The sequence below is a fragment of the Vibrio sp. 2CM40D genome (genome assembly GCF_023161825.1).
Classification (GTDB): domain Bacteria; phylum Pseudomonadota; class Gammaproteobacteria; order Enterobacterales; family Vibrionaceae; genus Vibrio; species Vibrio alginolyticus.
The window spans coordinates 125,428-150,856 of record NZ_JALNTL010000009.1 but is presented as its reverse complement, the minus strand read 5'-3'; the positions used below and the strand labels follow the sequence as shown (position 1 = coordinate 150,856).

Below are 25,429 nucleotides of genomic sequence, written 5' to 3'. Positions count from 1 at the left end.
CCAAGTCACTGCCTCAAATAGAATTACGCGTTTGCAGGCTCAAGCTCACCTTTGGCTTGTGCACGCTTATAAAGAATTAACGTTAATGCAGCAGGTACTAGCATTGCGACTAACATAGCCAAAGCAAAAATGCCCCAGAACTGCGGTTGGATAGACAAGATGCCCGGCAAACCGCCCACACCGATACCGTTCGCCATTACGCCCGCACTACCACAAATAGCAGCAGCACACGCACTACCGATCATCGCGCTCAGCATTGGGAACTTGTATTTCAAGTTGATGCCGTACATCGCCGGCTCGGTCACACCAAGGTAAGCAGAGATAGCCGCAGGTACTGAGATATCACGCTCGCCATGTTTTTTACTGATGATAATGATGCCGACGACCGCAGACGCTTGAGCAATATTTGAAAGCGCAATCAGAGGCCAAATTGGCGTGCCGCCTAGCTCTTGCATTAATTGAAGGTCAACCGCGTTGGTGGTGTGGTGAATACCAGTAATGACCAATGGCGCGTATAGGAAGCCGAAGATGGTTGAGCCAATCATTGCGAAGTCACCTGTCATGGCTGCTTTTGCTGCGAAAGCAACACCATCACCCAACATACGACCGAATGGGCCAATGATAGAGTGCGCAAGAATCACAGACACAATGATAGAGACAAACGGCACAACCACTAGGTAAAGGTAAGACGGAATGATGCGTTTTAAGTTGGTTTCAATAAACGCCAGTGCCATACCAGCGAGCATTGCCGGAATCACTTGCGCTTGGTAGCCCACTTTCTCGATGGCGAATAAGCCAAAATCCCACACTTCGGGTACTTGCTTACCAATTAGGTAGGCGTTCATTAACTGTGGCGAAACCAGCGTGACACCCAATGTGATACCCAAAATCGGAGTACCGCCGAGTTTTTTCACTGTCGACCAACACACGCCAACTGGTAGGAAGAAGAAGATTGCTTCACCAATTAGCCATAGGAAAGAGTGTACCGTTGCCCAAAACTGGCTGATTTCCGTTAGCGTTTGACCATCAAACATCTTGATGTCGCCAATCACGTTACGGAAGCCAAGAATCAGACCACCGGTGATGATCGCAGGTAGCAGTGGTACAAAGATTTCAGCAAGGTGGGAAATACCACGCTCAACGATGTTCATGTTTTGACGAGCAGCGTTCTTAGATTCATCTTTGCTCGATTCACTTTTGCCGCTTAGCTCGATCAGTACTTTGTAAACTTCATCAACTTCAGTGCCGATGACGACCTGAAATTGACCTGCGTTGGTAAAGCAGCCCTTCACCATAGGCAGTGCATCTAACTGTTTTGTATCGGCTTTGTCAGTGTCATTCAACACGAAACGCAAGCGAGTTAAGCAGTGGCTTACACTGGCAATATTGTCCGATCCCCCGACCAGCTCAATAAGACGCTGTACATCTTGACGCGCAATCTTACTCATAACTTTGTCCACCCTGTATTGGATACATTCGATTCATCATTTTGTTTTTATAAATGGGAACATTCCCATTTCTTAATTTTAATATTGCCATTCGAAGACAAAAAACAAAATGGGAACAGTCCCATTAATTGAGAATGATCACAGTATAATTTTAGAGCAGATCGTTTTAGTGTGGATTAACAAACGATAGGCTGTTGAGTAAAGTGAACCACTTCCTCATCGCCATTTAATTGATTGATCAGCATGTTAGCGGACTTCTCACCTGCAAGGGTATAACCTGGGTCGACACTAAATACTTTAGGGAAAAGGAAAGAGAGCAATTCATTACCACCAACACCTGTCACAACCACGTCTTCACGTCCTAACTCTTGAAGACGCTTAATCACGCCCAACGCGATAGTGTCACTGGCGCACACGATGGCCTGAGTATCAGATTGAAGGACTTTGTCTACCAACTGATAAGCACTTTCATGGCTCAACTTACCCGTTTGGAAACAAGGTGCAATTTGCTTGCGTTGACACCAAGCTTTATAAGCATTTAGACGAGCTAAGCCAGTGGTTTTGTCTTCAGGATCAACACCAATATAAGCAATGCGAGATAAAGATTGCTGCTCAAGGTGAGACAAAGCCATGTCTATCACACCTTGGTTATCGTAGTTGATCGAGGAAACCATTTGCGTGTCCATCGCGATCACGACGATACGATTCCCCCACTCCGCCAATGCTCGCTCATCACATCCAGTAAAGCCAAACACGATCACCCCATCGACGTTGCGACGTTTAAGCACATCCAAATGCTCATTGGTTTTATCGCGATCGAATTGGCTTTCCATGATCACCGCATCATAACCAGCGGAATACAAAGCATTGAGCATGGTACCAACGGCGCGATTTTCTGATGGTGAGTCTAAACGGGAGATGATAACCCCAATGACTTTTTGGCTGCCACCACGCATCGACTGCGCCGACTTTGATGGGACGTAGCCTGATTCACGAATGATTTGCTCTACCTTCTCACGCGTTTGCGGTTTTACCTTGGGATCGTTAGTAAGCACACGGCTTACTGTTGATTTGCCCACGCCTGCCAATTTTGCGATATCAAGAATGGTGAGTTTTTTGCTCATAAGTGTTCAGATTAAAAGAAGGAATCAAACAAAAGGGAAGCAGTGGCTTCCCTTATCTCAGTCAGTAATGAAGATTACTTGTTTAAGTACGCAGGCACATCTGCAATGCTATCTAATACTACCGTTGCAATGGCTTCGCCCTGTTCCGTTACTGGCTTACCAGTGCGAACCAAAATCTTAGTGCCAACGCCTGCCGCTTCTGCTGCCATCATGTCTTCAGCTTTATCGCCGATCATCACAGATTTCTCCATGTCGATCTTCAAGAAGTCACGCGCAGAAATGAACATGCCTGGTTTTGGCTTACGGCACTCACAATCTTGCTTGTACTCGCCAATGCCATGTTCTGGATGATGTGGACAGTAATAGATACCATCGAACTCAACACCTTTATCAGCAAAGTTCCAATCCATCCATTGAGTCAGAGACAAGAAACGGTCTTCACTGAATTTACCGCGTGCGATGCCCGATTGATTCGTCACTAACACTAGAAGGTAGCCTTTATCTTTTAGCGCTTTCGTCGCTTCAAATACACCATCAATGTACTCAAAATCATGTTCGTCATGAACGTAGCCGTGGTCAACGTTTATCACGCCATCACGATCGATAAAAACAGCAGGTTTTGCCAAAACGTATTTCTCTATTAACTCGGTTTAATCAGATTATTACATACCTTATAAACTTCAACACTATCTAATTCATTCTAGGCCTCGACAAAACGGTTGATTTGTTGGGCAAGAATCGGTAAATCTGAGGGTGCCCTGCCGTCTACCTCCTCCTTTCTATCTATACATCTCCGTTTCGAAACAGAACATCCATACATTTAGACGTCTAGACGTAAAAATATCTATTGACTTCATTCAGCTTAACCCATAGCATCAACTGAAAATTGAGATAAAGCTCAACATTAAGTTCTGTCAAAGGCCGTTTTTGACAGCGAAGTTCCCCGTATCTTTGGGCAGGTTGAAACATGATAGAAATAAAAAACGTCAATAAAGTGTTCTACCAAGGCAGTAAGGAAATCCTTGCCCTGAAAGACATTAACCTACACATCGACAAAGGCACCATCTTTGGTGTTATCGGTTCATCAGGTGCTGGTAAAAGTACGCTGATTCGCTGCGTAAACATGTTAGAAGCGCCGACCTCTGGTTCCATCATCGTTGATGGTGTGGATCTAACCAAACTCAGCAAAAAACAACTAGTCGAAACACGCCGTAACATTGGCATGATCTTCCAGCACTTTAACCTGCTTTCGTCTCGTACTGTGTTTGATAATGTAGCACTGCCACTAGAACTGGCAGGTAAAGACAAATCGCAAATCACAACAAAAGTAACTGAGTTGCTAAAGCTTGTAGGCTTAGCCGACAAACACGAGAGCTACCCATCTAACTTAAGTGGCGGCCAAAAACAGCGTGTGGCAATTGCTCGTGCATTGGCATCCGATCCTAGCGTGCTGCTTTGTGATGAGGCCACTAGTGCGCTAGACCCGGCAACAACTCAATCTATCCTTGAGTTATTGAAAGAGATCAACCGCAAACTCAACATCACGATTTTACTTATCACTCACGAAATGGAAGTCGTAAAAAGTATCTGTCACGAAGTAGCAATCATCGGTGGTGGTGAGCTGGTGGAAAAAGGCACCGTTGGCGATATTTTTGCGCACCCTAAGACAGAGCTAGCGCACCAATTCATTCGCTCAACGCTGGATCTTTCCATTCCTGAAGATTACCAAGCTCGTCTGCAAGCAGAGCGTGTTGATGGCAGCTACCCGTTGGTTCGCTTAGAGTTTACTGGCGCAACCGTCGATGCACCGTTAATGTCGCAAATTTCTCGTAAATACAATATTGATGTGAGTATTTTGAGTTCCGACCTTGATTACGCTGGTGGCGTGAAATTCGGCATGATGGTCGCAGAGCTATTTGGTAACGAAGAAGATGACAACGCAGCTCTTGAATACCTGCGTAAGCACAACGTAAAAGTAGAGGTACTTGGTTATGTCCTTTAATACGATTTCTGAATGGCTGAGCTTAAACAGCAAACTACTTTTAGGTGCAACGTGGGAAACGCTTTACATGGTTGCGGTTGCCGGATTAGTCGGCTTTGCTGTGGGTATTCCATTAGGCGTAATCCTCCATATTACTAAGAAAGGCGGCCTACTTGAAAACACCAAACTAAATAGCGGCTTAGGCGCTATCGTTAACATTGGTCGTTCTGTGCCATTCCTCGTACTGATGGTTGCGATTATTCCAGTGACAAAAATGCTAGTTGGAACCTTTATCGGTACAACCGCAGCAATCGTCCCACTGACTATTGGCGCCATTCCTTTTGTCGCTCGTCTTATTGAAGGTGCTTTATTAGAAGTACCGACAGGCTTGGTGGAAGCAGCGCAGTCAATGGGGGCGACACCAACACAGATCATCACAAAAGTTCTACTACCTGAAGCAATGCCGACTATTGTTAACTCAGTAACGATTACCTTGGTCACTCTCGTTAGCTACTCAGCTATGGCGGGTACGGTAGGCGGCGGCGGCCTAGGTGACGTAGCCATTCGTTACGGTTTCCACCGCTACGATGTAACTATCATGGCCGTGACTGTCGTGATGTTGATTGTTCTAGTACAGATTATTCAGTCTATCGGTGACGCAGTGGTGCGCCGTGTAGACCACAGATAAGTATCAAAAATACAAATTATAAGGAGATAAAGATGAAATTTAGCCTTAAAGGTCTTTTGACTGTAGCAACGGCTGCCTCTGCTCTTGCTCTAGCGGGTTGTGGCGACAAAGAAGTAGACGTAAACAAAGTAAAAGTTGGCGTTATTGCTGGTGCTGAAGCACAAGTAGCCGAAGTTGCCGCTAAAGTAGCAAAAGAGAAATACAACCTAGACGTTGAGCTAGTAACATTTACCGATTACGTAACACCAAACGCCGCTCTGGATGATGGTTCAGTAGACGCGAATGCGTTCCAACACAAACCATACCTAGATCAACAAGTGAAAGACCGCGGCTACAAACTGGCTATCGCGGGTAACTCATTCGTTTACCCTATTGCTGGTTACTCAAAGCAAGTAAAATCAATTGATGAAATTCAAGATGGCGCACGCATCGCAGTACCAAACGACCCAACTAACCTAGGTCGCTCACTACTGCTTCTTGAGCAACAAGGTTTGATTACGCTACGTGATGGCGTTGGTCTACTCGCTACAGTACGTGACATCGTAGGCAACCCTAAAAATATCGAAATCATTGAACTAGAAGCCCCACAGCTTCCGCGTTCATTGGATGACGTAACGCTATCTATCATCAACACCACTTACGCAAGCTCTATCGACCTATCGCCAGAGCGTGACGGCGTGTTCGTTGAAGATAAAGACTCACCATACGTAAACCTAATTGTCGCTCGCGAAGAAAATGTTAATGCGCAAAACGTACAAAACTTCGTAAAAGCTTACCAAACGGAAGAAGTTTACGAAGCGGCAAAAGAGCTGTTCAAAGGCGGTGTTGTGAAAGGTTGGTAATCCCACTTTTCAAAACATGACTGAAAACAACGTTCTAAACATAAACGTTCTAAACACAAAAGGGCTGATGTGAAAACATCAGCCCTTTCTATTTGTCTATCTACCCATTTAAGTAGCTTCAATTCGCTACTTAAGATGGTCCCAAGAGATATTCGACACGATTCGGCAGTCATCACACTTAAAATGAAATATGTCATGTAGTGGCTCATCGAGTAGCCACTCGCCATCGCATTTTGGACACTTGCGCGCTTTCTCGCTCTCCAGCGACTGACCACCGACACGATACTGGTAATAGTACGTAGGGATCTTCGTGATGTATTCGATACGGCCACGTAAGTCCCAACCTCGGCGAAACAGCACACTATCCACATCGCAAATTTCGTGCAGCGCCGCATGTTCCGCTCGGCAACCCCCTGCCATTTGGATTTCATCACACGCTTGCCACTCAGTCTGCCACTTAATGACGGCTTTATGGTCTCCATTAAGTGTTGGCTCATTACGATACAAAGGAATTGGCAACAGGGTTTCACCACTTCGCAAAGGCGAACACGTATGAACATAAGTCGTGTACAACACTTGCCAGCTAGGTGTCTCTTCTTCGGCTGCTTGTTCTGAATTCAAATCACGCCCCAGCATGCGCATTTTCGGTGCAAGCAAAGACGCATCCGACAAACGGTTCATGCACACTTTGACGAAATCTGAGTGATAACGTGGATGCAAGCTGTCTTGTTCTGGGCAAACAACACGAACGAAAAATTCACCTTCTCCCATCACTATTGGGAATTCACGACCTAATACTTGGCCGTTGTAACGCAGAGCATCCATCAAGCCATTAATGGCTTTGTCTACCGCGCTGACGGTGGTGTTATCAAAACACTCAAACTGCAACTCAACAACATACATACTTAGACGGCAGCCTCTAACTTATTCAAGAACTCAACCAATGAATCTGCCAATACATCACGTTTAGAGGTGCCCAAACGCTCTAGAATCACATTGCCAGTGAGGTTACAAATAGAAATCACATCCATTTCCTCATCTGTCGCTGCTATAAATACTGTTGGTTTAAGTTTCAAGCGGCGCTGCGTCACCAAATGACCAAGAATATTTTCTTGTAGACGCACGAAATCGTCATCGCTCCACACTTGCAGCAGCGTCAACGAATTACCTTGCCAAGTTGCCTCCATATCAGCGCAGTATTGAGAACCATAAAAGGCTTTAACATCATCTTGCAGTGACAACTCAATCGCATTTTCCACATTGGTGAAATCGGCCATTTCATCACGTGCGACCGCTTTCCAAAGCACCTTTCCATCACGCTTCTCTTCGACACAAGGAGAAACAAGCTCTGCAAGCTCTGCAAGCTCTTCACTGCTTGGCAACTCATTGTGCTTAGCTTGCCAAGCTTGTTGGTAGCGCAGGCTGAACTCTTGTAGCGCCTGAGTAACGTTTTGGGTCATGAAGGTCTCCTCATTCCTTATTTATCAGATAGCCGTACTTGCCGGATGGCAATTGACCAGCGGATTCAGTAAAATTCTCGCCATTCTAATCGAAAACGACCACAAAGTATGAGCAAATATTCTGACGCTAAAGAGCTTGCTGGCTTAACACTAGGTAAAACGACCGAGTATGCGAACCAGTATGACCCAAGCTTGCTGCAACCAGTCCCTCGCAGCCTGAACCGAGATGACCTCCAGTTAGGCGATACTCTGCCTTTCATGGGGCACGACATTTGGACGCTGTACGAACTGTCTTGGTTAAATAGTAAAGGTTTACCACAAGTGGCCGTTGGCGAAGTATACATTCCAGCCACCAGCGCAAACTTGATTGAATCGAAGTCTTTCAAACTGTACTTAAACAGCTATAACCAAACCCGCTTTGCAAGCTGGGAAGAAGTGACTGAGCGTTTAACACAAGACCTTTCTGAATGCGCAGGTGAAAAGGTGCTGGTTGAGGTGAATCCAGTGACCCACTATACCAATCAACCTATCGTGACAATGGACGGTGAATGTGTAGATGACCAAGACATTGACATCACCAGTTACGATTTTGATGCCGATTTGCTTGAAGGTGCGGCAGGTGAAATACAAGTTGAAGAGGTGCTACATAGCCACCTATTGAAATCAAACTGTTTGATCACTAACCAACCCGACTGGGGCAGTGTAGAAATTCGCTACCAAGGCGCAAAAATAGATCGTGAGAAGCTGTTACGTTACTTAGTGTCTTTCCGCGAGCACAATGAGTTCCACGAACAGTGTGTAGAGCGTATTTTTACGGATCTAATGAAATATTGCCAACCAAGCAAACTGACCGTATTTGCCCGCTATACGCGCCGTGGAGGCTTGGATATCAACCCTTACCGCTCAACGGAACAAGATAAGCCAGCTCACAATCACCGTATGGCTCGTCAGTAAGCGCATAGGCAACAGAAATAAGTTCGGCAATCTAAAGGGTTGCCGGACGTTTTTATTGTCCAGGCATGTTACTATATCAAATGGCTTCAACCCGCATTTAAACGGCTAATTGAGGCTTTTCGCCGTTATCGCCATATCTAAAAACAGTTCGAGGGAACGAAAGGATGTTTTGGGACAGTTCGCGTCTATTCAAGTTGATTGGCTTTCTTTGCTTGCTGTTTGTACAGCCACTTCATGCTACCATTTTATCGTCCGCGTTACTCAACGAAGCACAACAATTGGCGGAAATAGAGCCATCACAAGCAAAACAAGCGGCAACCAACTATTTGTCACAGCGTGAACTAACAGAACGCAAAGAAAGTGACAGCCCTTCAGCCATGTCTCGCGACGAAACAGATCGTAGCGTTCGCACACCAAGCAGCACCATCGAAGCGCACAAGATTATCGCTCAGGCAGATTACGCCATGGGTAATGTTCGTTCGGCTATCGAGCACCTAAATAAAGCGGAACGCTTAGCGCAAGAATATCAATTGCCGTACATGGACTTAGATCTCCAGCTGATGCGCAACCAAATGATTTGGATGTACGACGAAAACTACTCAAAAGCGGAAGACACGCTTAACCAAATTGAACAACAGCTCGATGAAGCCGATGCCGTATTACAACGCACCGACAGCGTTCGCTACCGACTAGTGATGCAAAGAGCACTCCTCGCTTCACATAGTGGCGATGTCATTAAAGCGGAAAACTTGTACTCTGAAGCAAAGACCATGCTTGACGATAGCCGCTCTGAGTTAGCCTTGATCGACTACTACACTGCCGTCGGCGAGTTTTACCTCAATAGCAAGAAATACAATTTGGCTTTGTCAGAACTGCTATACGGTTATTGGCAATCTATTGAAAGTAACAGTGGTGCAAGATTAGCAAAAGTGAATCGCCTTTTGGCTAGGCTCTTCCAGGAGCGACGAGTGTACGACAAAGCGATCGAATACTTATCTCAAGCCGCAGATTTTTATGACTCTTACCCTAGCTCTCCGATCCTAGCGGACGTCCTAGAGCAAATGGGCGACATCTACTTTTATCAGGGTAAGTTTAACCTTGCGTTAGTGCATTACTTCAACGTGCTTGACCATGAAAGTACCAGTAAGAACATCAATAGAATCATTAAAATTCGCTTAAGCTTGGCGGCTACCTACCTACAACTCTATAACTACGCGCTAGCAGAGCAGTACTTAGACCGCTCTAAAGAGCTTTTAGAATACACCAATATTCCTAAGCTTGAAGCAAAGGCTGCCCTGCTTCAGTCAGGTCTGGCTTATCATCAAAATGACAGTAAAGACGTCATTACTAATGCTAAGCTGGCGTTAGCGCTTGCTGAAAAGTCACCTGAAAATAACAACTTCATTAAGCAGCAGTCATACCGTTTACTTGGGTTGGGTTACGAGCAGGCAGGCGAATACAAACTTTCTCTGCAAGCTTATAAAAAATACACCAACCTCGTTCGTCTAGAACAAAAGCAGCTTAACCAAATCAGTGAGGATGCGTTCCGTCAGCAAAAAGAATTTGCCGAACAAACCATCCATTACATCGGTCAATCAGAACGCTTAGAGCAAGTGGAAAGAGAGCATCGTAAATTCCAGAAAATCTCATTTGCATTGTTTATTACTGTCTTGGTCATGTTTTTGTTCATTATGCGCCGTGGTGTCATTATGCAGCGCCAAGCAAGTGAAATCGAAAAACTGCGTAACGACCTCTTCACCCACTCTCGCTCTCGTTTACGTAACTTGCGTATGCTGAATGTTAAGCTTTCTCGCTCATTGAAAAAGTCGAGCGAAACTTTCGAGCAATGGCAAATGGGTGAATTGATCCACGAACCACTTAATGATCGCCTACGCTTTGTTATGATCGATTTGCCATTCTTACGAAGCATGTACGTCCATAACGGCTATAAGGCAGGTCTAGAACTAGAACGGGCATTTGGCGACTTCCTTGCGGAAAAAATAGAAAAACCGTCGCGTCTTTACCATTTCTCAGATGCGAACTTACTCTACATAGAACCGAACGCTGACCGTGATGCTTCTGCCGAAGTCATGTTCGAAAAATTCCAGACTTGGGTGGATGAGTTCGCACAGCAGCACAACGTCAATCGTATTATTCGTATGGGCATCAGTGATTATCCGTTCTTACCCCGAGCCTACACTGCAATTAACGATGAGGAATTACTCGATCTGTTGTTGCTTGCGACTCACATCGCACGAGAAGTCAGCTTGAAGGATAAGCAAAGCCACTGGGTGTTCTTAAAAGCCATCGATAATGCGCCTGCTGCTAGCTTTGCAACAGGTAACATAAGAACTGCCTGTCAACATGCCATTAGCCAAGGCCTGATCAAGATCCATTCGTCCTACAAGAATGAGGACGACATCAAGAAAATATTAAAAAATGGATAATTAAACGCCTGTTGAACGTAATAACTAATGACGCTATAAAGTTTTTTGTTATTATCAGATAATTGTCAGTAGTACATGGACTTAACCGTAGTCACTTCATGGGAATCTTGGAATCCGATATTCAGTCGCAGCTGCATCAGCTGAGTTGTCAACTTGACCAACTCAGACTGACTCATCGTGATACTTCACTCAAATTCAAACGTGAACAACAAGTTCTTAAACGCGTTGTGGCATCATTGTCTTCAGCTTGCCAGGGTTCGAATACTCAGGTATCCAACTACCTATTTGAAATCCAACAAGAGCTGCAACATCAAAAAGATATCAGCACTCTTATCCCGCGTTTAGCGGTATTAGAGAGGATGCTCAAACAGCAGTCGAAGACGATGGATAAACAAAACGGTTACCTTGACGAACAAATCAAGCACAGTGGTGAAACACTGCAACGTGTCACGGGCTTACCTGCGCAGTTAAAACGTGAACTACGGAACCTGATGAGTTTCTCTGAAGTTCACGCCAGCAATAAAGCTGATCAAGCCACTAAGCTACTGAGTATTTACGAACGCGCTCTGAAAATCATCACGTCTAATTCACGTCTACATCTTAGTGAATTTGAAAACAATCCCGACAGATCTCAGCTTGAGTGCTTAGCCAGCGACCTCCAACATACTATTACAGAGCTGGATTTCGAGGGAGAATCAGGCGATAGATTGCTGGATATTCGCGCTAAGTTGCTCCTTGGCGTGAGTGCCGAGTCTCTCATTGAGCTTACGCTCTCAACGCTGAAATTGGTTGTCGAAGCAACAAAGTTCGAGCGCGAGGCGTCTAGCCAATTCCTTGATCAGCTGAACACTTCTCTCGCAAGTAACCTAAAAACCGTTCATCAGAACGTCGACCAGCATCATACCTACTTTGAACACCGCCAAGAGCTCAACACAGAAATGAACAGCTTGGTTGAATTGAGCCAAAAGTCACTTAATCAAGCTCAAGATATCGCGGTTGTGAAAAAAGAAATCACGCCTCTTCTCGAAAAAATGGCGTCGCTGACAGAGCGATTGAAAATGACGGAAGAGCGAGAGCAAGCGCTGCAAGAACGGTTAAGTTACAGTAAGAACCAACTCGAAGCGGTATTTGAAACTACGCAAGATTATCGCCGACGCTTAGATGACCAAGCTCAGCGCATGTTGCTTGACCCGCTGACTAAAGTTTATAACCGCACTGCATTTAACGATCGACTAGAGCTAGAGTATCGCCGTTGGATTCGCTCTCAGCAAAACCTTCGTGTTGTGCTGTTTGATGTAGACAATTTCAAAGCGGTGAATGATAGCTATGGTTATACGGCTGGCGATAAAGCGCTGAAGATTATCGCTCGTACTATTAACAAGCGCGTATCAGAAACGGAAACAGTGGCTCGCTTTGGTGGCGAGGAGTTCATTCTACTCGTCCCGGAACAATCTGAAGAATACACACTGGATCTGATTAAGCATATCCAGCGTGATATTAGCCAATTACCCTTTAAGTTCCGTGAGCAAAATATCATGATTACCTTAGCTGCTGTATCGACGTCTTTCAAAGAGTCCGATACGCCAGAGTATGTGCTCGATCGTCTTGGCAAGATGCTTGCGGACGCTAAAAAACGTGGAACAAACCAGCTTAACTGGAGCTAGAATTCGTACAAAAAGCGAGCAAACAAACCAAATTTGGTGCAATCTACGCTTTATAACCACCCATTTTCAACGAGTTATCACATTTCTTCCCTTTTAGTCTGCTAAGCTGTAAAAACCCAAGTCACTTCAAGATGATGTATTTATAAAAGGCAAATGTATCATCTTGAGGTTGCTTGGGAGTTGATAACCATAAAACCAAATCGGCCAACTACCTTTCATCAAACCATACGTATAACACCAAAAAGGTAAGTTGGTACTTTCCCTCAAATTAATGCAACACAAGGAGGCGTTATGATTACCCATATAAGCCCCGCTGGTAGCATGGACTTGCTATCTCAACTAGAAGTAGAGCGCTTAAAGAACACAGCCTCGAGTGAACTTTATCAGCTGTACCGTAATTGCACATTAGCGGTGTTGAACTCCGGTAGCCATACCGATAACTCGAAAGAACTGCTCGATAAATACCAATCGTTTGATGTCAACGTCGTGCGTCGTGAGCGTGGTATTAAGCTTGAGCTGACTAATCCGCCAGAGCACGCTTTTGTTGACGGCGAAATAATTAAAGGTATCCAAGAGCATCTGTTCTCCGTATTGCGTGATATCGTTTACGTAAACATGCACTTGGCAGACGCCCAACGGCTCAACCTTACTAACCCAATTCACATTACGAACCTCGTGTTCGGCATTCTTCGTAATGCCAGAGCATTAACTCCAGGTATCGCACCCAATCTTGTCGTATGTTGGGGTGGTCACTCTATCAATGGAGTGGAGTATCAGTACACACGTGAAGTGGGTAACGAACTGGGCCTGCGTGAACTTAACATCTGCACAGGTTGCGGCCCTGGTGCAATGGAAGGGCCGATGAAAGGTGCAGCAATTGGGCACGCAAAGCAACGTTATACTCAGCAACGTTATCTTGGTTTAACCGAACCCTCGATTATTGCTGCCGAGCCACCAAACCCAATAGTAAATGAACTGGTCATCATGCCCGACATCGAAAAGCGCTTGGAAGCCTTCGTCCGTATGGCTCATGGTATCGTTATTTTCCCAGGTGGCCCGGGCACAGCGGAAGAGCTACTGTACATTCTTGGCATCATGATGCACCCGGATAACGCCGATCAGCCAATGCCTATCGTATTAACAGGACCAAAAGAGAGTGAAGAGTACTTCCGCTCTATTGATGAGTTCATTCGCGACACACTTGGTGAGGAAGGGCAAAAGCACTACGAGATCATCATTGACGACCCGGCAGAAGTCGCTCGTATTATGAAACGCTCCATGGACTCGGTACGCCTTCACCGAAAAGAGAAAGGCGATGCGTACAGCTTTAACTGGTCATTGAAAATTGAGCCAAACTTCCAACTGCCATTTGAACCTACTCATGAGTCGATGGAACAATTGGATTTAAGCCTAGATCAAGAACCGCAAGTTTTAGCGGCCAACTTGCGTCAAGCCTTCTCTGGCATAGTTGCAGGTAACGTAAAGGCTGAAGGTATTCGAGAAATAGAACGTAGAGGGCCTTTCACCATTCATGGCGACGCAGTCCTCATGAAAAAACTCGATAAGTTGCTAAAAGACTTTGTCGAACAGCACCGAATGAAATTACCTGGCGGTTCAGACTACGAACCGTGTTATCGAATCGCTCACCCGGAAATTGGTGGTCGATAGTCAGGCTAGCATTCGTTACACTAGGGGCATTACGCCCCTTTTTTATTGCTAAGTCATTATGTCTATTCATCTTGTTATCATTGATGCCCTAAACCTGATCCGCCGAGTGCACTCAGCACAACCAGATCCAACCGACATAGCAAGAACCATAAGCACAACGCAAAGAACCCTCACTCGCATTCTGTCAGAGGCCAACCCGACACACATCATCGCGGTTTTTGATCACCACGAACAAGACAGAGGTTGGCGCGCTGAAATTCTCCCTGACTATAAGCAAAACCGAAAACCAATGCCTCAGCCATTACTGCAAGGGTTAGATGCGATTCAACAAGCGTGGTGGGAGCAAGGTATTGATTCATTGCTGTCTGAAGGCGATGAAGCAGATGATTTGGTTGCTACACTCGCAACGAAAGTGGCCAGCCATGGTGAAAAAGTCACCATCGTTTCCACAGACAAAGGTTACTGCCAGCTACTTTCCCCTACCCTACAAATCCGTGATTATTTCCAACATCGTTGGTTAGATGAACCATTTATCGAAAAAGAGTTCGGCGTAAAACCAAGTCAACTAGCGGATTACTGGGGATTAACAGGGATAAGCTCTAGCCAGGTTCCGGGCGTACCTGGAATTGGTCCGAAAGCAGCGAAAGAGATTCTCACTCAGTTTAAGAGTATTGAAGCTGCCTACGCTAGTGAAGATCTCGTACCGAAATACCGTAAAAAATTGGATGAGCACATTGAGTCTGCTCGTTTATGTAAACGCGTCGCCGCTTTAAAGTGCGATATAGAACTAGGCTTTAACTTGCAAGATATTCGCTTTTTAGGGCCAAACAAAGCGGAGTAGTGTCCGATGGTAGTTTCACACCATGAAATCCGGCAGATATTAAAAAAGCGCCATTTGAAGGCGCTTTTTCTATTCTAATCACTATTCCCAAAAGACTCGGGGAATAAAGTTAGTAAGGTGAAATATTCGACAGACATTGGATATGAATCGTGATCTCTTCACGATCATGATACAAATGTTTAGCTTGTAGCTTGAACTTTACCTTATTATCAATGAGGAACTGCTTCAGATTTTCAAGGTCTTGCAGCACTTCGTCATAACGCCCTTTCATTGGCAGCTTAAGGTTAAAGATAGCCTCTTTTGCCCAACCTTTTAACAGCCACTGTCCCATCAGGTGAGCAACACGAGCTGGCTTTTCCACCATGTCACAAACAATCCATGTTACGTTCTTGCGGTCTGGTTCGAACTTAAAGCCATCCACCATATGGTGCTTGATCTGGCCAGTTTCCATCAAACTATCTGCCATCATGCCGTTATCAACGCAGTGAACGAACATTGAGCGCTTCACTAATTGGTACGTCCAACCGCCTGGACATGCACCTAAATCCACACCCCACATACCTGGTGCCAAACGCTCATCCCACTCTTCACGTGGAATAAAGACATGAAATGCTTCTTCCAGTTTAAGTGTTGAACGACTTGGAGCGTCTGCTGGGAATTTAAGGCGAGGGATACCCATGAAGAACTGTGAGTTGTTGTCGGTGTAAGAGTAACCAACGTAACAGTGGCCAGGCTCAACAAAGCAAATGTGCAGTACTGGTTTTTTCGCGTTATCTTTGTTCAGCATTAAGCCTTTGCCGCGCAACGCTTGACGCATTGGGACGGTAAACTTACGGCAGAATTTCAGTAGCTCTTTCGCTTCATTTGTATCTGGCGTTTCAATTCTCAAATCACCACAACGAGGGAATGCTTCGATGTCTGCTAGTTCATTCAAAATTGGACTAATGCGGTCATCGCTTGGCAACGATTGAAACTCAGCTGCTACCGCAAACATTTGTCGAGCAAAAATTAAAGACTTAAAGTCTAAACCTCTCGCAAGTTTGTCGGCATCTCCATCTTGGTAACACTCGAAGACAACATAACCTGAGTTTCTCTTCACACGAGGGAAGCCATACACTTCCAACTGTGTCGCTTTATCCTGAATTTCACCAGCACACTCTTTCTCAAAGCCAGAACGGCAATAGAGCATTAGTTGTTTCACTTGGAGACCTCTTTGATATTGAACGCAGCAAAAAAGAACAGACACCAACCAATCATGAACAGCAACCCTCCTACAGGAGTAATTGGCCCAAACCACTTAATGCCCGTCAGCGCCAGCGCGTAAAGACTGCCGCTAAAACAAAAGATGCCGATAATAAAGCAAATCGCCGCAATGAAAAAATATTTTTGCGCTTTTTGTCCCAAATTGAGCAGAAGCAGAATGGCACAAAACACTATCGCCAACGTGTGAATAAATTGATACAGAACTCCGGTCTCAAATACACCGAGCAAATAAGGGGTCAGTATCGCTTTTAGCCCATGAGCAGCAAATGCTCCAAGAGCGACCGAAATCAGCCCAGACAGAGCAGAGAATGAGAGTAACCACTTACTTTTCACTGTACACCTCTTTTATAAACGCCGCTAACTTCTCTATCGCGAGTGCAATGTTACCCACTTCAGTATGACCTGAGATCTTGCGCGGTTTGAAGCTGTGGTCACCATCAGGCAAAAAGCTCACCGTTACTTGTGACGAAAGGACGAAATCATCGAATTCCTCACGCTTACCAAAGGTGTCTCGTTCCCCTTGCAGAATCAGCGTGGGTTTCTCAATGGTTGCTAAGTGCTCGCCTTTGTATTTCTCTGGCTTTCCTGGCGGGTGAAATGGAAACCCTAAACAGGCAATGCCCGCCACCAGCTCATTTTCAGCCAACAAGCTCGACATACGACCGCCCATTGACTTACCACCAATAACCACGGGAGAAGAAGTAAAGTGAGCGATCACTTCGCTGTATGCTTCGAGCAACTTTGGCGCGCGATCGGGCGGACGCTTTTTGCCATCTTCCGAACGTTTCACCATGTAAGGGAAATTAAAACGCACTACACGAATACCTTGCTCCACTAATCCTTTGGCGACAGCTGTCATGAAGTCATGCTCCATCCCCGCACCTGCGCCGTGAGCAAAAATAAACAGCGGTCCGTTTTCAGGCCCCTCAGCTATCCAGTGATTCATCCAATACTTCCTCTTGTTCTTTTCTCGCGGTTGCTAACATCCAGTCTCTAAACGTTGCGATTCGGCCCATGTCTGCCTGCTGTTCATGACACACCACATAGAATGCATTCTTAGATATCAACACCTCGTCGAATGGTGCAATGAGTCGTCCGGCTTCCATTTCAGGTTTGGCGAGTACGTTGTTACCGAGCGCGACCCCCTGACCGTGCGCAGCAGCCTGTAGCACCATCGTTGAGTGACTAAAAATAGGACCGTGGTTTACGTTGATGCCTTCAATGTTGTAATGACGAGCAAACTGCTTCCAGTCTTTACGCGAAGTATCGTGTAACAAAGTATGTAATTTGAGGTCACTTAAAGATTCTAATGGTTTGTTACCCAAAAGTAATGAAGGTGAACAAAGTGGGATCAAAAACTCTTGGTACAATTTATCTGCTCGCAAACCTGGCCAGTTCCCACGGCCATAGTAGATCGCCACATCAACATCATCAGTCAGTGAGCCTTCATCCATATCTACGGCTTTAATACGAACATCGATATCGGGCTCTTGAGCATTAAAATCGGCCAAACGAGGTACAAGCCATTGGATAGCAAAACTCGGCGGTAGGCTAATCGTCAATGCCCCTTTTTCGCTACGTTCCAACACCTTATCTGTCGCTTCCGCAATCGAGGTGAAAATATCTTTGATATCGAGAAAGTAACTTTGGCCTTCTTCTGTTAACAACAAAGAACGATTACGTCGACGGAAGAGCTTCAATGATAAGAACTCTTCAAGCGCTTTAATCTGGTGACTGACCGCGGCTTGAGTAACAAATAACTCTTCTGCTGCTCGTGTAAAACTGAGATGACGAGCAGCCGCTTCGAAGACTCGAAGCGAATTTAATGGAGGCAATCTGCGAGACATATGGGACCTCTAATAGGATTAGTTTTTTTAATCTGAAACATTATAAAATGTCCGTTGTCGAACAGCCAGATAAATTCTATATTTCACCCCGCAACACGGGCCTGAACGGCTTGATTTCTTTGGAAATCAATTGGCTTCGTTGTTGCGATGTTGTGTTTGCAAACTCGTATTTCGAGTTAGGTAGATTTCTACCATAATGTTTTGTCCACACTCCCTGTGACAAAACATATACTTCCTGTATTTATTTTTGACCTGTCTGTCAAATTTGTTACACCGCCTAAATTAGGCGGTGTTTTTTTATCTATCAAAAATCTCATCCGCATATCTGGCAGCAATATCACTTTATTACTCTTCTTTCGGATTAATTATCGTTATATCAACACAAAGTGTATGGCTTTGCGATAAGCCTCAACATTATGCTAAGTAATGGTTGTCTGTAACGCGATCAAAAACAAAAAAGGCGCAAATTGATGTCTCAATTTGCGCCTTTTAACGTATTTTAACAGTCAGCTATGGACGGTAAACTTTTACGTTGCTGAAGCCTTGCTCTTGCAAGTAAAGCGCTTGCAGACGGCTCATCACACCGCGGTCACAGTAAAGTAGGTATGTCTTAGACTGGTCTAAGTCACCAAACTGTGTACCCAGCTTGTAGAAAGGGATATGTTTCACATCCACACCTTCGATTTCAAGTGGGTTATCGTCTTCCTCTTCAGGACTACGAATATCTAGCACAACCGCGTGCTCTTCTACCGCTTGAACTTGCTCTACTTCTGGTGCGGCTTGCTCAGACTCTTTCGCAATATCACGAATGTCCATCATGCGAGCTTCTTGAACCACTTGCTCAAGGATACTAAAGTCGAACTTCTCTTCTTCAGCTTCTAGCTTGCCTTTCACCGCTTTCACGGTTGGCTTCTTAGAGATAACACCACAGTATTCTGGCATTGTCTTCGCGAAATCTTCTGTGCCGATTTCACGTGCTAGATTGATGATGTCTTCTTTATCCCAGTTGATAAGTGGACGCAGAATCAGCGTGTCAGTTACGTTATCGATGTGGCGTAGATTGGTTAGCGTTTGGCTCGATACTTGACCTAGCGCTTCACCTGTTACCAATGCTTCGATCTTCATCTTCTGAGCGATCATGCCTGCTGCACGCATAAACATACGCTTCAAGATCACGCCCATTTGGCCGTCATCGACTTTCTCTAGGATTTCCGCAACCACAGGCTCGAAATCAACTGAGATAAAACGTACTTTTGCTGAAGAACCGTATTTGTTCCATAGGTAGTGAGAAACCTGCTTAACGCCGATTTCGTGTGCTGGACCACCTAAGTTAAAGAAGCAGTAATGTACTTTTGAACCACGCTTGATATGAAGATAGCTTGAAACACCAGAGTCGAAACCACCCGAGATCAGGCTTAACACGTCTTCTTGCGTACCCAGTGGGAAACCACCTAGGCCTTTATGACGAGACAATACTTGGTTTAGCTTGTCGTTCGAGACTTCTACCTTGATCGTCACGTCTGGGTTTCGTAGCTTAACACTAGCGCTTTCAATCGCTTGATTTAAACCACCGCCTACATAACGCTCTAGTTCAATAGAGGTAAAGTCATGCTTGCCACGACGCTTCGCACGTACAACAAAGGTTTTATTTTCGAGTGCAGCACGGTTGAGTTCTAGTACTTGCTCGAAGATATCGTGCAAGTCTTTAAATTCAGTTTGCTTCACTTCCAGTACGTGGTGAATGCCTGGTGTATGAGTCAAAACCTCAAGAACTTCAGCGTGGAATTCGTTACTCTCAGAGGTCACTTCAATGTGATCACGACGGTTAAATACCGCGACAGACTCCGTGCGGCTCTTAATGATGTTACGAATGTTGCACTCTAAAATCTTTGTGAAGCGCTTACGCACAGATTCACTTTTTACAAAAATTTCTGGATGGGGCTTTACAATAAATTTCATAGTCTAATTCGCAGGTTAGTTTCGCAATCAACAAAGAGTGACACTCAACTTCAATACTTCATACGCAGTAAAACCGCGTTTCAGTCACAAAAAGTAGTCTGAGCTCACTTTTAAGGCGCAAGATTATACACCCAAGCGGATTGGAAAAACAAAAAAAGCGAGCAATCTGCTCGCTTTCTTATCTCTTTACTGACTTAAAACTAAAGCCTAGTTATTGAATTACTGGCACTTCTTCACTGTAGAGAGGCTCTCCTTGCATAATGCTGATTTCAACCCGTCGGTTAAGCGCACGATTTTCATCAGAATCATTCGGTAACAAGGGCTCCGTATCCGCCATGCCTCGTACTCTTAAACGTTGATGAGAGAAGCCTCTCACTTTCTCCATCTCTTGCGCGACTGATACTGCACGCTGAGAAGAGAGATCCCAGTTAGAACGATAAAGTTCCGAGTCTAGCGGTCGATTGTCTGTATGACCAGATACTCGAACAATGCCTGGCACGTCTTTTACTAGCTCTGCAATCTGACGAACTAAAGGACGAAACTTAGGCTGCAAGAAGGCCGAACCTTCTGGGAATGCACCTTTTTCACGCATACGTATAACAATCTGCTGACCGAGGTTTTCAACTTCAATGGCGCCTTGCTCAATCTCTCGCTCTAAGGCTTTCTTGATGCTTTCCATCAAGGTTTCCATCTCTTGCGACATCTCTTTAGATTGCTGTTGTTGCATGTCCGCTTCGGCAGACTCATTGTTTTGAGTTGACGTTTCTGGCGATTGCCCACCCGTTAACTTGCCTTCATCACGTTTTGTGCCACCAGCTCGATCAGACTCTCCTTCATGGAATTCAAGCGTCTGCTGAGTGATGTCCATGGTTTGCTGCATGATGACATCAATCGGAGTTGGTTCCGGCCGACCCGGTCGAAACTCTTGGGCAATAATGCTAGTACCTTTGGGAATGTCTTTCACTTCAAGCTGATTTTGCACACCGAAGGCAAATTTCATTGATCCTGCAATTTGTTTGAACTTCAGTACATCCATCTCAGAAAACGAGAGCAGAAGAACAAAGAAACACATCAGTAGCGACATCAAATCTGCGAATGTCCCCATCCATAACGGGAGGCCAGGTGGCGGACAATCGCATTTGTTATCTTCATCATCCATCACGACTCTCCAAGTTACTCGTCAATCTCAAGGGCACGTTTACCTTCATTGAGGTAGTTCTTCAAGTAACTATCGATCACTCGCGGGTTTTGGCCATCTTGAATCGCTAATACGCCATCCATGATCAAACGGCGATTTAGCGTTTCTTGGTCACGGCGAAGAGAAAGCTTATCCGCAATAGGGAAAAACACCATATTGGACAGGATCGCGCCATACAATGTGGTCAAGAGTGCAACGGCCATTGCTGGTCCAATCGCTTTAGGGTCATCCATGTTTGAAAGCATCGCAACAAGACCAACCAAGGTGCCAATCATTCCCATTGCAGGAGCAACGTCGCCAAAGGCGCGAAATACACCAGTACCTTGCGTATGTCGTTCATCTGTAAGCGCGATGTCTTTTTTGAGTGCCGCTCTCACAACGTCGGCATCATGGCCATCAACCAGTAGATCAATGCCTTTCTGCATGAATGTGTTGTTTATTTCCATCTCTTCAAGAGCAAGAAAACCACCTTTACGCGCCGCATCGGCCATTTCCACAATTTTTGCGATCAGGTCTTCGGGTTCATCCGCTTTAAACATGAAAGCTTTGCCTGCAATCTTTGTCGCACCAAAAAACTGTCCCATTGTGAACTTCATCAACACGACGAATATTGAGCCACCAACGACAATAAGGATCGACGTGACATCGACAAACATGCCGATGCTGCCACCAAGCACCATCGCCATAATGACGAATGCAAAACCACCAATCAAACCTAATAGGGTTGCTAAATCCACAAAGCACTCCTCACGCTATACTCAAATACTGCCATTGGGCGGATTATTACCTGTATCGACAACTCGCGCAGAATTTTTAGAAAAATCTTAGCTAATGGATCACAAATTACACCTAACAACCTCAACCAAAATATGGGGTTTCACCGCTTAGACTCGTTGAACGCTAATTTTGTGACAATTATATAAGGTTAAATTTGACCAAGTTACTAGGCTAAGGTAACTTTCGTGCATCTTACCCGAGGCTTGATTAAGGCAGAAAAAAGATGGCGGTCAAGAAACCAGAAAACATGACCTTTGAAGCAACCATTGAAGAGCTTGATAGCTTGGTTGATCAATTAGAAAATGGCGATCTTGCTCTAGATGATGCCCTGCGTAAGTTTGAACGAGGCATTGCCTTAGCTCGTGCAGGCCAAACTAAATTAAGCGACGCCGAACAGCGCGTGAGCATTCTTCTTAATGAAGATGATGAAGCACCACTGAGTGACTTCAAACCAGATTCAGAATAACAATCAGTAGTGAGCAATGTGATGCAACAGACATTGACGTCTTTTCAACAAAGAAACAATCAGCAATTGAATTTGTGGCTCGATCAGCTTCCATATCAAGAGCAGCCATTGATTCAAGCAATGAAATACGGCCTTTTGCTAGGTGGGAAACGCGTTCGCCCTTTTCTTGTTTACATCACAGGTCAAATGCTCGGCTGTAAACCTGAAGACTTAGACACCCCCGCCGCTGCTATCGAATGTATACATGCCTACTCACTCATTCATGATGATCTGCCAGCCATGGACGATGATGAACTGCGTCGAGGTCAACCAACTTGTCATATTAAGTTTGATGAAGCAACCGCAATACTGACAGGTGATGCACTACAAACTCTTGCCTTCACTATTATTTCTGATGGTCAATTAAGCTCGGCGGCAGAAGCTCAACGCATCAATATGATCAAAGCCTTAGCGCATTCCTCTGGTGCCAGCGGCATGTGTGTAGGGCAAGCCTTAGATTTAGGCGCGGAAAATCGCCTAGTTTCTCTTGAAGAAATGGAAGAGATACACCGTAAAAAAACCGGAGCTCTGATTGATTGTGCGGTAAAATTAGGTGCATTAGCTGCTGGTGAGAAAGGTATCGAGGTTCTACCTCACTTGGAGCGCTACTCAAAAGCAATTGGTTTGGCGTTTCAGGTTCAAGACGATATTCTTGATATCATCAGTGACACAGAAACACTGGGTAAGCCTCAAGGTTCCGACCAAGGTCTGAATAAGAGCACTTATCCTTCCCTGCTGGGTTTAGAGGGAGCCATAGAGAAAGCTCACACTCTGTTACAGGAAGCACTTCAAGCATTGGAAGCTATCCCATACAATACTCAGTTACTCGAAGAGTTCGCCCGATATGTCATCGAGCGCAAAAATTAACACTATAAGCGCGCATTTATATGACTCTTGATATTTCAAAGTACCCAACACTGGCGTTAGCAAATACACCGGAAGAATTACGTCTTCTTCCGAAAGAAACATTACCAAATCTGTGTGATGAACTGCGAACGTATCTGCTAAATTCAGTGAGCCAATCTAGCGGACACTTAGCGTCTGGCTTAGGCACCGTGGAGCTAACTGTCGCTCTGCATTATGTTTACAACACCCCTATCGACAAATTGATCTGGGATGTTGGTCATCAGGCTTACCCGCATAAAATCCTCACCGGACGTCGCGATAAAATGCCAACAATTCGCCAAAAGGATGGTCTACACCCTTTCCCTTGGCGTGAAGAAAGTGAATATGACACCTTATCTGTCGGCCACTCTTCGACATCGATTAGTGCAGGTCTTGGCATGGCCATCAGCGCACAAAAAGAAGGTAAAGGTCGCAAAATCGTCAGTGTGATTGGTGATGGCGCAATTACAGCAGGCATGGCATTCGAAGCCATGAACCACGCTGGCGACGTTCATCCTGATATGTTGGTGATTTTGAACGACAACGAAATGTCGATTTCAGAAAACGTCGGCGCCCTGAATAACCACCTTGCGAAAGTACTTTCTGGCAGCTTGTACACTTCTATCCGTGAAGGCGGTAAGAAAGTGCTGTCTGGTGTTCCACCTATTAAAGAGTTGGTTCGCCGTACGGAAGAACACCTCAAAGGCATGGTAGTGCCTGGTACTCTGTTCGAAGAGTTCGGCTTTAATTACATTGGCCCGATTGATGGACACGACGTCAATGAACTCGTCAAAACGCTAAAAAACATGCGTGAGCTCAAAGGCCCTCAATTCCTGCACATCATGACCAAGAAAGGCAAAGGTTATGAGCCTGCCGAGAAAGATCCTATCGGCTACCATGGTGTTCCTAAATTCGATCCAACGCATAATTGTCTGCCGAAGAGCAGTGGCGGTAAGCCAACTTACTCAAAGATCTTCGGTGACTTTTTATGTGACATGGCGGCCCAAGATCCTAAGCTAATGGCAATTACGCCAGCAATGCGCGAAGGATCAGGTATGGTGCGTTTCTCAAAAGAGTACCCAGACCAATACTTTGATGTGGCGATTGCTGAGCAGCACGCAGTGACACTGGCAACAGGCATGGCAATTGCGGGCGATCATCCAATCGTTGCTATCTATTCGACTTTCTTGCAACGTGGTTATGACCAATTGATCCACGACATCGCGATCATGGACTTACCAGTGATGTTTGCGATCGACCGCGCAGGTCTCGTTGGCGCAGATGGTCAAACTCACCAAGGTGCGTTCGATTTGAGCTTTATGCGCTGTATTCCGAACATGGTGATCATGGCGCCAAGCGACGAAAACGAGTGCCGACAAATGCTTTACACTGGCCATAAGCATTCTGGCCCGAGTGCGGTTCGATACCCTCGTGGTAGCGGCATGGGCGTAGAAATCGAAACTGAGTTTACGGCGTTAGAAATCGGTAAAGGGCACATGGTTCGCCAAGGTGAAAAAGTTGCTATTCTGAGCTTTGGTACTTTCTTGGGTAACGCGCTAGAAGCGGCAGAATACCTTAACGCCACTGTTGCTGATATGCGCTTTGTGAAGCCGCTCGATGAAGCATTAATTCGTCAATTAGCCGCAGATCATGACGTGCTCGTGACGTTAGAAGAAAATGTTATCGCAGGTGGTGCAGGTGCGGGTGTCGTTGAGTTCATGATGAAAGATAAAATCATTAAGCCAGTCTTAAACCTAGGTTTACCCGATGAGTTTATTCATCAGGGAACACAAGATGAACTGCATGAAGAGCTTGGTCTCGATGCAAAAGGAATTGAAAAAGCCATCTTGGATTATTTAGCAAAATAGCATGTAAAAA

Annotated in this window: 23 protein-coding genes; 11 read left to right on the top strand and 12 right to left on the bottom strand. The window is 45.3% G+C overall.

Features of this window, described 5'->3' with window-relative positions; all coding sequences use genetic code 11:
- Positions 1-23: 23 nt before the first annotated feature.
- From treB to gmhB, 3 genes are all read right to left on the bottom strand, one after another.
- Complete coding sequence (treB, locus tag MTF70_RS19380) at positions 24-1,448, bottom strand: PTS trehalose transporter subunit IIBC (protein WP_054729996.1); 1,425 nt, start codon at positions 1,446-1,448, stop codon at positions 24-26.
- Between the two features lie 176 nt (positions 1,449-1,624).
- Positions 1,625-2,572, bottom strand: a complete 948-nt coding sequence (gene treR, locus MTF70_RS19375; protein WP_005381960.1) for a trehalose operon repressor TreR — start codon at positions 2,570-2,572, stop codon at positions 1,625-1,627.
- Between the two features lie 74 nt (positions 2,573-2,646).
- On the bottom strand, positions 2,647-3,198 hold the full coding sequence (gene gmhB / locus MTF70_RS19370; protein ID WP_054729997.1) for a D-glycero-beta-D-manno-heptose 1,7-bisphosphate 7-phosphatase: 552 nt from the start codon (positions 3,196-3,198) through the stop codon (positions 2,647-2,649).
- A gap of 341 nt (positions 3,199-3,539) precedes the next feature.
- Between gmhB and metN the strand changes: the two genes are divergently transcribed.
- The 3 genes from metN to MTF70_RS19355 are packed head-to-tail and all read left to right on the top strand — an operon-like array spanning position 3,540 to position 6,083.
- Positions 3,540-4,574, top strand: coding sequence for a methionine ABC transporter ATP-binding protein MetN (metN, locus tag MTF70_RS19365; RefSeq protein ID WP_005381962.1), 1,035 nt, complete (start codon positions 3,540-3,542; stop codon positions 4,572-4,574).
- The gene (locus tag MTF70_RS19360; protein ID WP_005383604.1) at positions 4,564-5,241 is read left to right on the top strand and encodes a methionine ABC transporter permease; all 678 of its coding nucleotides are present in this window, start codon (positions 4,564-4,566) and stop codon (positions 5,239-5,241) included. The genes metN and MTF70_RS19360 overlap by 11 nt, the downstream gene beginning before the upstream one ends.
- Before the next feature lie 32 nt (positions 5,242-5,273).
- Positions 5,274-6,083 carry a MetQ/NlpA family lipoprotein gene (locus MTF70_RS19355; protein ID WP_005381966.1) on the top strand — a complete coding sequence of 270 codons (810 nt, stop codon included), beginning with the start codon at positions 5,274-5,276 and terminating at the stop codon, positions 6,081-6,083.
- Between the two features lie 126 nt (positions 6,084-6,209).
- On the opposite strand, the gene MTF70_RS19350 is transcribed toward MTF70_RS19355, so the two are convergent.
- Together MTF70_RS19350 and syd are read right to left on the bottom strand one after the other, a co-directional pair.
- Positions 6,210-6,986 (bottom strand): Zn-ribbon-containing protein, encoded by a 777-nt coding sequence (locus MTF70_RS19350; RefSeq protein WP_005383605.1) that lies wholly within the window; start codon positions 6,984-6,986, stop codon positions 6,210-6,212.
- A gap of 2 nt (positions 6,987-6,988) precedes the next feature.
- Positions 6,989-7,543: a SecY-interacting protein gene (syd, locus tag MTF70_RS19345; protein ID WP_205460844.1), complete on the bottom strand. Its 555-nt coding sequence runs from the start codon at positions 7,541-7,543 to the stop codon at positions 6,989-6,991.
- 108 nt (positions 7,544-7,651) lie between these two features.
- On the opposite strand from syd, the gene queF reads away from it, so the two are divergent.
- From queF to xni, 5 genes are all read left to right on the top strand, one after another.
- Positions 7,652-8,497 carry an NADPH-dependent 7-cyano-7-deazaguanine reductase QueF gene (gene queF, locus MTF70_RS19340; RefSeq protein WP_149192382.1) on the top strand — a complete coding sequence of 282 codons (846 nt, stop codon included), beginning with the start codon at positions 7,652-7,654 and terminating at the stop codon, positions 8,495-8,497.
- 164 nt (positions 8,498-8,661) lie between these two features.
- Entirely contained in the window at positions 8,662-10,944 is a 2,283-nt protein-coding gene (locus MTF70_RS19335) for a hypothetical protein (RefSeq protein WP_080773725.1), read from the top strand.
- A gap of 98 nt (positions 10,945-11,042) precedes the next feature.
- The gene (locus MTF70_RS19330) at positions 11,043-12,608 is read left to right on the top strand and encodes a GGDEF domain-containing protein (RefSeq protein WP_005381978.1); all 1,566 of its coding nucleotides are present in this window, start codon (positions 11,043-11,045) and stop codon (positions 12,606-12,608) included.
- A gap of 291 nt (positions 12,609-12,899) precedes the next feature.
- A complete protein-coding gene (gene ppnN, locus MTF70_RS19325; RefSeq protein ID WP_005383611.1) occupies positions 12,900-14,276 on the top strand; it encodes a nucleotide 5'-monophosphate nucleosidase PpnN in 1,377 nt (458 codons plus the stop codon).
- 58 nt (positions 14,277-14,334) lie between these two features.
- Entirely contained in the window at positions 14,335-15,117 is a 783-nt protein-coding gene (gene xni / locus MTF70_RS19320) for a flap endonuclease Xni (RefSeq protein WP_170890795.1), read from the top strand.
- Positions 15,118-15,226: 109 nt separating this feature from the next.
- Here xni and rlmM read toward each other — a convergent pair whose 3' ends face one another.
- From rlmM to pomA, 7 genes are all read right to left on the bottom strand, one after another.
- The gene (gene rlmM, locus MTF70_RS19315; RefSeq protein WP_017820611.1) at positions 15,227-16,318 is read right to left on the bottom strand and encodes a 23S rRNA (cytidine(2498)-2'-O)-methyltransferase RlmM; all 1,092 of its coding nucleotides are present in this window, start codon (positions 16,316-16,318) and stop codon (positions 15,227-15,229) included.
- Positions 16,315-16,713 (bottom strand): DUF423 domain-containing protein, encoded by a 399-nt coding sequence (locus MTF70_RS19310; RefSeq protein WP_065274233.1) that lies wholly within the window; start codon positions 16,711-16,713, stop codon positions 16,315-16,317. The genes rlmM and MTF70_RS19310 overlap by 4 nt, the downstream gene beginning before the upstream one ends.
- The gene (locus MTF70_RS19305) at positions 16,703-17,326 is read right to left on the bottom strand and encodes an alpha/beta fold hydrolase (protein WP_137281757.1); all 624 of its coding nucleotides are present in this window, start codon (positions 17,324-17,326) and stop codon (positions 16,703-16,705) included. The genes MTF70_RS19310 and MTF70_RS19305 overlap by 11 nt, the downstream gene beginning before the upstream one ends.
- Positions 17,307-18,227, bottom strand: coding sequence for a transcriptional regulator GcvA (locus MTF70_RS19300; protein ID WP_005383616.1), 921 nt, complete (start codon positions 18,225-18,227; stop codon positions 17,307-17,309). Before MTF70_RS19300 ends, MTF70_RS19305 begins: the two co-directional genes overlap by 20 nt.
- Positions 18,228-18,737: 510 nt before the next feature.
- Positions 18,738-20,186 (bottom strand): tRNA uracil 4-sulfurtransferase ThiI, encoded by a 1,449-nt coding sequence (thiI, locus tag MTF70_RS19295; protein ID WP_005383617.1) that lies wholly within the window; start codon positions 20,184-20,186, stop codon positions 18,738-18,740.
- 211 nt (positions 20,187-20,397) lie between these two features.
- Positions 20,398-21,345 (bottom strand): flagellar motor protein MotB, encoded by a 948-nt coding sequence (locus MTF70_RS19290; protein ID WP_042521210.1) that lies wholly within the window; start codon positions 21,343-21,345, stop codon positions 20,398-20,400.
- Between the two features lie 14 nt (positions 21,346-21,359).
- Positions 21,360-22,121, bottom strand: coding sequence for a flagellar motor protein PomA (gene pomA, locus MTF70_RS19285; protein ID WP_005381564.1), 762 nt, complete (start codon positions 22,119-22,121; stop codon positions 21,360-21,362).
- A 263-nt stretch (positions 22,122-22,384) separates the two neighbouring features.
- On the opposite strand from pomA, the gene xseB reads away from it, so the two are divergent.
- From xseB to dxs, 3 genes are read left to right on the top strand one after another with little or no spacing between them, the layout of a single operon-like run.
- A complete protein-coding gene (gene xseB, locus MTF70_RS19280) occupies positions 22,385-22,627 on the top strand; it encodes an exodeoxyribonuclease VII small subunit (protein WP_017635682.1) in 243 nt (80 codons plus the stop codon).
- 21 nt (positions 22,628-22,648) lie between these two features.
- The gene (ispA, locus tag MTF70_RS19275; protein ID WP_042521208.1) at positions 22,649-23,533 is read left to right on the top strand and encodes a (2E,6E)-farnesyl diphosphate synthase; all 885 of its coding nucleotides are present in this window, start codon (positions 22,649-22,651) and stop codon (positions 23,531-23,533) included.
- 20 nt (positions 23,534-23,553) lie between these two features.
- The gene (dxs, locus tag MTF70_RS19270; RefSeq protein ID WP_248394212.1) at positions 23,554-25,419 is read left to right on the top strand and encodes a 1-deoxy-D-xylulose-5-phosphate synthase; all 1,866 of its coding nucleotides are present in this window, start codon (positions 23,554-23,556) and stop codon (positions 25,417-25,419) included.
- The last annotated feature ends 10 nt before the right edge of the window (positions 25,420-25,429 follow it).

Coding starts and splice junctions, on each gene's coding strand:
- treB (WP_054729996.1), bottom strand. CDS start 1,448: ATGAGTAAGATTGCGCGTCAAGATGTACAGCGTCTTATTGAGCTGGTC.
- treR (WP_005381960.1), bottom strand. CDS start 2,572: ATGAGCAAAAAACTCACCATTCTTGATATCGCAAAATTGGCAGGCGTG.
- metN (WP_005381962.1), top strand. CDS start 3,540: ATGATAGAAATAAAAAACGTCAATAAAGTGTTCTACCAAGGCAGTAAG.
- MTF70_RS19360 (WP_005383604.1), top strand. CDS start 4,564: ATGTCCTTTAATACGATTTCTGAATGGCTGAGCTTAAACAGCAAACTA.
- MTF70_RS19355 (WP_005381966.1), top strand. CDS start 5,274: ATGAAATTTAGCCTTAAAGGTCTTTTGACTGTAGCAACGGCTGCCTCT.
- MTF70_RS19350 (WP_005383605.1), bottom strand. CDS start 6,986: ATGTATGTTGTTGAGTTGCAGTTTGAGTGTTTTGATAACACCACCGTC.
- syd (WP_205460844.1), bottom strand. CDS start 7,543: ATGACCCAAAACGTTACTCAGGCGCTACAAGAGTTCAGCCTGCGCTAC.
- queF (WP_149192382.1), top strand. CDS start 7,652: ATGAGCAAATATTCTGACGCTAAAGAGCTTGCTGGCTTAACACTAGGT.
- MTF70_RS19335 (WP_080773725.1), top strand. CDS start 8,662: ATGTTTTGGGACAGTTCGCGTCTATTCAAGTTGATTGGCTTTCTTTGC.
- MTF70_RS19330 (WP_005381978.1), top strand. CDS start 11,043: ATGGGAATCTTGGAATCCGATATTCAGTCGCAGCTGCATCAGCTGAGT.
- ppnN (WP_005383611.1), top strand. CDS start 12,900: ATGATTACCCATATAAGCCCCGCTGGTAGCATGGACTTGCTATCTCAA.
- xni (WP_170890795.1), top strand. CDS start 14,335: ATGTCTATTCATCTTGTTATCATTGATGCCCTAAACCTGATCCGCCGA.
- MTF70_RS19305 (WP_137281757.1), bottom strand. CDS start 17,326: ATGAATCACTGGATAGCTGAGGGGCCTGAAAACGGACCGCTGTTTATT.
- MTF70_RS19300 (WP_005383616.1), bottom strand. CDS start 18,227: ATGTCTCGCAGATTGCCTCCATTAAATTCGCTTCGAGTCTTCGAAGCG.
- thiI (WP_005383617.1), bottom strand. CDS start 20,186: ATGAAATTTATTGTAAAGCCCCATCCAGAAATTTTTGTAAAAAGTGAA.
- MTF70_RS19290 (WP_042521210.1), bottom strand. CDS start 21,345: ATGGATGATGAAGATAACAAATGCGATTGTCCGCCACCTGGCCTCCCG.
- xseB (WP_017635682.1), top strand. CDS start 22,385: ATGGCGGTCAAGAAACCAGAAAACATGACCTTTGAAGCAACCATTGAA.
- ispA (WP_042521208.1), top strand. CDS start 22,649: ATGCAACAGACATTGACGTCTTTTCAACAAAGAAACAATCAGCAATTG.
- dxs (WP_248394212.1), top strand. CDS start 23,554: ATGACTCTTGATATTTCAAAGTACCCAACACTGGCGTTAGCAAATACA.